The 5,638-nt window shown below is 71.0% G+C and carries 5 protein-coding genes; 1 reads left to right on the plus strand and 4 read right to left on the minus strand.

Features of this window, described 5'->3' with window-relative positions; all coding sequences use genetic code 11:
• The first annotated feature begins 207 nt into the window (after positions 1-207).
• The gene (locus ACFUJR_RS38590) at positions 208-1,116 is read left to right on the plus strand and encodes an oxygenase MpaB family protein (protein ID WP_383172885.1); all 909 of its coding nucleotides are present in this window, start codon (positions 208-210) and stop codon (positions 1,114-1,116) included.
• Here ACFUJR_RS38590 and ACFUJR_RS38595 read toward each other — a convergent pair.
• From ACFUJR_RS38595 to ACFUJR_RS38610, 4 genes are all read right to left on the minus strand, one after another.
• Positions 1,091-2,458, minus strand: coding sequence for a GH1 family beta-glucosidase (locus ACFUJR_RS38595; RefSeq protein WP_383172883.1), 1,368 nt, complete (start codon positions 2,456-2,458; stop codon positions 1,091-1,093). The two genes, ACFUJR_RS38590 and ACFUJR_RS38595, sit on opposite strands and share 26 nt — an antisense overlap.
• Before the next feature lie 216 nt (positions 2,459-2,674).
• Positions 2,675-3,514 carry a carbohydrate ABC transporter permease gene (locus ACFUJR_RS38600; RefSeq protein ID WP_383172881.1) on the minus strand — a complete coding sequence of 280 codons (840 nt, stop codon included), beginning with the start codon at positions 3,512-3,514 and terminating at the stop codon, positions 2,675-2,677.
• Positions 3,511-4,479, minus strand: coding sequence for a carbohydrate ABC transporter permease (locus tag ACFUJR_RS38605; RefSeq protein WP_383172879.1), 969 nt, complete (start codon positions 4,477-4,479; stop codon positions 3,511-3,513). The genes ACFUJR_RS38600 and ACFUJR_RS38605 overlap by 4 nt, the downstream gene beginning before the upstream one ends.
• Positions 4,480-4,721: 242 nt before the next feature.
• A partial coding sequence (locus tag ACFUJR_RS38610; protein WP_383451252.1) for an extracellular solute-binding protein occupies positions 4,722-5,638 on the minus strand: 917 nt, incomplete at its 5' end.

A 5,638-nucleotide genomic window follows, 5' to 3' on the forward strand; every position in this document is an offset into this window, starting at 1 on the left:
CTCCCTTCGCCCTCCCCCCTTCCCCCCTTACCCCCCCCCACCCAACCTCTTCGTGCTCTTCCTCTCTTTGTCTTTCTTCCCCCCCCCGGCCCCGAACTCGTCGGGCTTTGCCGCAGCGACCCGACCGAGGCAGGCTGAGAACGTGAGGAGAGTGCGCACGTGACCGGAGCGAAGGACGCCGGCAAGGCCGCCGAGACGGTGACCGGGATGACCGGCACCGACCGCCGGGCTGCCCCCGACACGGCCGGGCCTCCCGCGCCGCCGCCTGTCGGCGGGGTCCTCTGGGGCATTGCGGGGGACATCCGGGGGCTTCTGATGCTGCCCGCCGCGTTCACCCTGCAGGTCGCCCACCCCGCCGTCGGCGCCGGCGTGGACCAGTACTCCGTCTTCCGCACCGACCCCTGGGGCCGGGGGGAGCGCTCGCTGCGCTCCCTGCAGCTCTGGGTGTACGGAGGCGAGGCGGCGATCGAGGAGGGGCGCCGGGTCCGGCGGCTCCACCGGGCCATCCAGGGCACCGACACCCGCGGCCGCCCCTACCACGCGCTCACCCCCGCCACCTACGCCTGGGTGCACGCCACCGGCTTCCCGGTGTTCCACTACGGTCGGCGCTATCTCGCCCGTCCGCTCACCGAGGCGCAGGAACGGCAGCTCTATGCCGAGTGGCTCCAGGTCGGCCGCATCCTCGGCATCCACGAACGGGACATGCCCCCGACGATCGAGGAGTTCTGGCCGTACTACCGCGCGATGCTCGCCGACGAGGTGGAGGCCACCCCCGTCGTACGCGAGCTGGTCGCCACCGACCAGAAGATCCCGCCGCCCGACCGCGGCCCCCTCCCGCTGCGGCTGCTGCTCAGGGCCTTCTGGCCGGTGATCATGCCCCGGTACACCCGGTTCCGCTCCTTCGTCACCGTCGGCCTGATGCCGCCGGACGCCCGCGAGGCCCTCGGCCTGGAGTGGACCGACGACCAGGAGCGGCGACTGCGCCGCTTCACCCGGGTCGTACGGGCAGTGGTGCCCGTACTCCCCGAGCGGCTGCGCTACCTGCCCCTGGCGAGGAAGGCACGGCGGGAGGCCCGGCGCAAGGCCCGGCTCAGCGGGCCAGGCCGCCGCGCCTGATCACCTCCGTGTACCAGCGCGCGCTGTCCTTGGGCGTACGGCGCTGGCTCGCGAAGTCCACGTGGACCATCCCGAACCGCTTGCCGTAGCCGTACGCCCACTCGAAGTTGTCGAGCAGCGACCAGAGGAAGTACCCCCGCACGTCCGCACCGTCGGTGATCGCGCGGTGCGCGGCCGCGAGATGGGCGTCGAGGTACGCCACCCGCTCCGGGTCGTGGACCTCGCCCTCGGGGTCGGCGTAGTCGTCGTACGCGGCGCCGTTCTCGGTGATCAACAGGGGCACCTCCGGCAGCTCGTCACGGAGCCGGACGAGCAGCTCGTACAGGCCGTCCGCGTCCACCGGCCAGTCCATCGCGGTGCGCGGTCCCGGCGCGGGAACGAACCGCACCCGCTCCGGCGCGCCCGGCCACGGGGAGGGGGACTCCGAGACGCCGGCGCCGACGACGGAGGGGGAGTAGTAGTTGATCCCGAGCGAGTCGATCGGCGTGGAGATCGCCTCCAGATCGCCGTCCCGGACGAAGGACCAGTCCGTGATCTCCGCGGTGTCCTCGACCAGATCGGCGGGGAGGCGGCCGTGGAAGACCGGGTCGAGGAAGATCCGGTTGCCGACGGCGTCGATGCGGCGGGCCGCGTCCCGGTCCTCGGGCGCGTCGGACAGCGGCCTGATCGCGTGGAGGTTGAGGGTCAGTGACAGCTCCGCCGAGGCGGGGACGGCCGCGCGCAGGACGCCGACGGCGAGGCCGTGGGCCAGATTGAGGTGGTGGGCGGCGCGCAGGGCGGCCTCGTCGTCGGTGAGGCCCGGCGCGTGCACACCGGATCCGTAGCCGAGGAAGGCGGAGCACCAGGGTTCGTTGAGGGTCGTCCAGGTGGCGACCCGGTCGCCCAGCGCCTCGGCGGCGAGCCCCGCGTACTCGGCGAACCGTTCCGCCGTCGTCCGCTCCGGCCAGCCTCCGGCGTCCTCGAGTTCCTGGGGCAGATCCCAGTGATAGAGCGTGGCGACCGGCCGGATCCCCGCGTCGAGCAGTTCGTCGGCCAGCCCGCGGTAGAAGTCGAGGCCCTTCTGGACGGCGGGGCCGCGTCCGGTCGGCTGGATCCGGGACCAGGAGAGGGAGAAGCGGTAGTCCGTGAGGCCCAGCTCCTTCATCAGGGCCACGTCCTGGCGCATCCGGTGGTAGTGGTCGGCGGCGATGTCACCGGTGTCGCCGTTGCGTACCTTGCCCGGCGTACGGCTGAAGGTGTCCCAGATGGACGGGGTGCGGCCGTCCTCGGCGGCGGCGCCCTCGATCTGGTAGGCGGCGGTCGCCGCGCCCCAGCGGAAGCCGTCGGGGAAGAGAGCGTTCATGGACGGAGACCTCCTGTGAGAGGGAGAGAAGGAGAGGGCTGCCCGAGTCGGTCTGCGGAGCCCGTGTGGGGCGGAGGGCCGGGAGGGCGAGCCAGGCAGGTGCGAGCCAGGCAGGTACGAGCGAGCAGGTACGAGCCCGGCAGGTACGAGCGAGCAGGATCGAGCCGAGCGGGTGAGCCGGAGCGGGTGAGCCGGAGCGGAGGAGCGCTTCGGCCTTCAGCCCTTCACGGCGCCCTGCATGATGCCGCCCACGATCTGCCGGCCCAGCAGGCCGAAGACGAGCAGCACGGGCAGCGTGCCCAGCAGGGTGCCTGTCATGATCACGGACTGGTCGTGGACGTACCCGCCGCCGAGCTGGCGGAGCGCGACCTGCACGGTCGGCTCCTGCGAGGAGAGCGCGATGATCGGCCAGAAGAAGTCGTTCCACGCCGCCATGAAGGTGAGCAGCCCGAGCACCGCCATCCCGGGCCGGGCCACGGGCACCACGATCGACCAGAAGATCCGAGCCGAGGAGGCTCCGTCGACCCGGGCCGCCTCGATCAGCTCGTCGGGCAGGGCCTGGACCAGGAACTGGCGCATGAAGAACACCCCGAAGGCCGAGACGAGTCCCGGCAGGATGACCGACTGCAGCTGGTTCACCCACCCCAGTTCGGCGATCAGCATGAAGAGCGGGATCACCCCCAGCTGCGGCGGGATCATCATCGTGCCGACGGTGATCGCGAGCAGCGCGCCCCGGCCGCGGAAGCGCAGTTTGGCGAATGCGAACCCGGCCAGTGTGCAGCAGAGCACCGTGCCGACGGTGATGGAGCCGGAGACGACGAGGGAGTTGAGGAGGGCCTTGCCGATGTCCGCCTCCTCCATCACCGCCTCGAAGTTGCGGAAGAGGTTCGGGCCGGGCAGCAGCGTCGGCGGCACCTGCGCCAGATCGGCGTTGGAACGGCTGGCGGCGACGATCGTCCAGTAGAACGGGAAGGCGGAGACGAGGACGGCGAGGACCAGGATCGTGTACGTGATCCGGCCTCCGCGGCCCGTACGGCCGGTGACACGCGTGGTCATGCCCGGCTCTCCTTCCGTGAACGGCGGCGCACGATCAGGGCGTTGACCCCGACCAGGAGGAGGATCAGCAGGAACATCAGCCAGGCGATGGCGGCGGCGCGTCCGAGGTGGAAGAAGCCCCAGCCCTGTTCGTACAGATAGAGGCCGAGCGTCTGGTACTGGTGGGAGATGCCGCCCGAGATGGACCCCTCGAAGAGCAGCGGCTCACCGAAGAGCTGGGTCGCGCCGATCGTGGAGACGACGGTGGTGAACACGATCGTGGGACGCAGGCCGGGCAGGGTCACGTGGAAGAACTGCCGCCAGCGGGACGCCCCGTCCACCTCCGCCGCCTCGTACAGCTCGGCGGGAATCGACTGCATACCGGCCAGGTAGATCAGCGCGTTGTAGCCCGTCCAGCGCCAGACCACGATCGAGGAGACGGCGATCTGCGAGGCGAGTGTGCCGTTCTGCCAGTCGACCGGGCCGAAACCGACCAGTGAGAGCGCGTAGTTGACGAGTCCGTAGTCATGCCCGAAGAGCTGGGCGAAGACAAGGGTGGCGGCGGCGACGGAGGTCGCGTACGGCAGCAGCATCGCCGTACGGAAGAACGTCCGGCCGCGCAGCCGGTAGTTGAGCAGATGGGCGAGGCCGAGCGCCATCGCGAGCTGCGGCACGGTGGACAGCACACCGATCGTGAAGGTGTTGCGCAGCGCGGTCCAGAAGAATTCGTCGGTCAGCAGCGCCGTGTAGTTGCCGAATCCGCGCCACTCCATCTCGCCGGGAGTCTGCAGCTCGACGCGGTAGAGCGAGACGAAGGCGGTGTAGAGCAGCGGGAAGAGACCGAACGCCGCGAACAGGGTGAAGAACGGGGCGAGATAGGCGTACGGAACGAGGGCGGCCCGGCTGCGACGGCGGGCCGGTCCGGAGGACCGGGCCGACGACGGCGGTACGGGCGCCTTCGTCGGCCCGGAGGCGGTCAGGGTCACGGTGCGGCCCTTCGAGTCGGATGAACGGGTGCGGTTCGCCGCGCTGCGTCGGCATCTCCGGCGGACGGGATGGTCGGCGGGTCGGCGAGTCGGCGGACGGGCTGGTCAGCGGGTCAGGGGGTCAGCGGGTCACCTGGTCGGCGGGTCGGCGGACGGGCCGGTCGGCGGGGCAGTGGGCCAGCGGGTGTGCCGGTCGGCGGTGTGGGGCCTCGGGCGTCCCGGGCCCCACCCCCCCGCCGGCGTCAGCCGACCGCGTTCTCGACGCCCTTCCGGGCGTTGGACCACGCCTTGTCGGGCGAGGTGCCCTTGCGCTCCACCTCGCTCAGCGCGTTGGTGATCTGGTCGGCGACGTTCTTGTCGTGGACCCCGAGCACCTGCACGGGCGCGGCCTTGGCCGCGTCGCCGAAGATCTGACCGATCGGCGCACCCGAGAAGTACGGGTCCGTCGCCGTCGCGACCTTGGCTATGGCGCCGGTCGAGGAGGGGAAGTTCCCCTGCCTGGTGAAGAGCGTGGCCTGCTGCTCGGGGGCGGTGAGCCACTTGATCAGCTCGTACGCCTCCTTCTTGTGCTTCGCCGCACGCGGTACGGAGAGATACGAACCGCCCCAGTTCCCGGCGCCGCCGGGCAGCTTGGCGATGTCCCACTTGCCCTTGCCGGCGTCACCGGCCTGGCCCTTGATGTAACCCAGCATCCACGCCGGGCAGGGAAGCGTCGCGAAGGAACCGGTCGAGAACGCCTGGTTCCACTGCGGCGACCACTGGTCGAGCTTGGCGCTGAGACCGTCCTGCGCGGCCTTCGTCGAGGCGTCCCACGCGTTCTTCACGGCGGGGCTGTCGGCGTAGACGAGCTTCCCGGAGGCGTCGTAGTACCGCTCCTTCTCCTGGCCGATCATGACCGCGTACAGGCTGCCGACGCTGTCCACCCAGGCGCTCTTGGCCGGGGCCTTGGCCTTGTACTGCCTGCCGAGCTCCAGATAGCCGTCCCAGGTGGCCCACTTCTGTGCCAGCTCGGCGCGGTCCGTGGGGAGTCCGGCCTGCTTGAACAGGTCCGTGCGGTAGCACATGGCCTCGGGGCCGACGTCCGTGCCGAGCCCCAGGACCTTGCCGTCCTCGGTGGTCGCGGCGGACCACTTGGCCTCGGCGAACTCGCCCTTGAGGG

This window comes from Streptomyces sp. NPDC057271, from assembly GCF_042668715.1.
Taxonomy (GTDB): Bacteria; Actinomycetota; Actinomycetes; order Streptomycetales; family Streptomycetaceae; genus Streptomyces.

Bases quoted from the DNA above. Each gene is read 5' to 3' on its own strand.
- ACFUJR_RS38600 (WP_383172881.1), bottom strand. From the start codon at position 3,514: ATGACCACGCGTGTCACCGGCCGTACGGGCCGCGGAGGCCGGATCACG.
- ACFUJR_RS38595 (WP_383172883.1), bottom strand. From the start codon at position 2,458: ATGAACGCTCTCTTCCCCGACGGCTTCCGCTGGGGCGCGGCGACCGCC.
- ACFUJR_RS38590 (WP_383172885.1), top strand. From the start codon at position 208: ATGACCGGCACCGACCGCCGGGCTGCCCCCGACACGGCCGGGCCTCCC.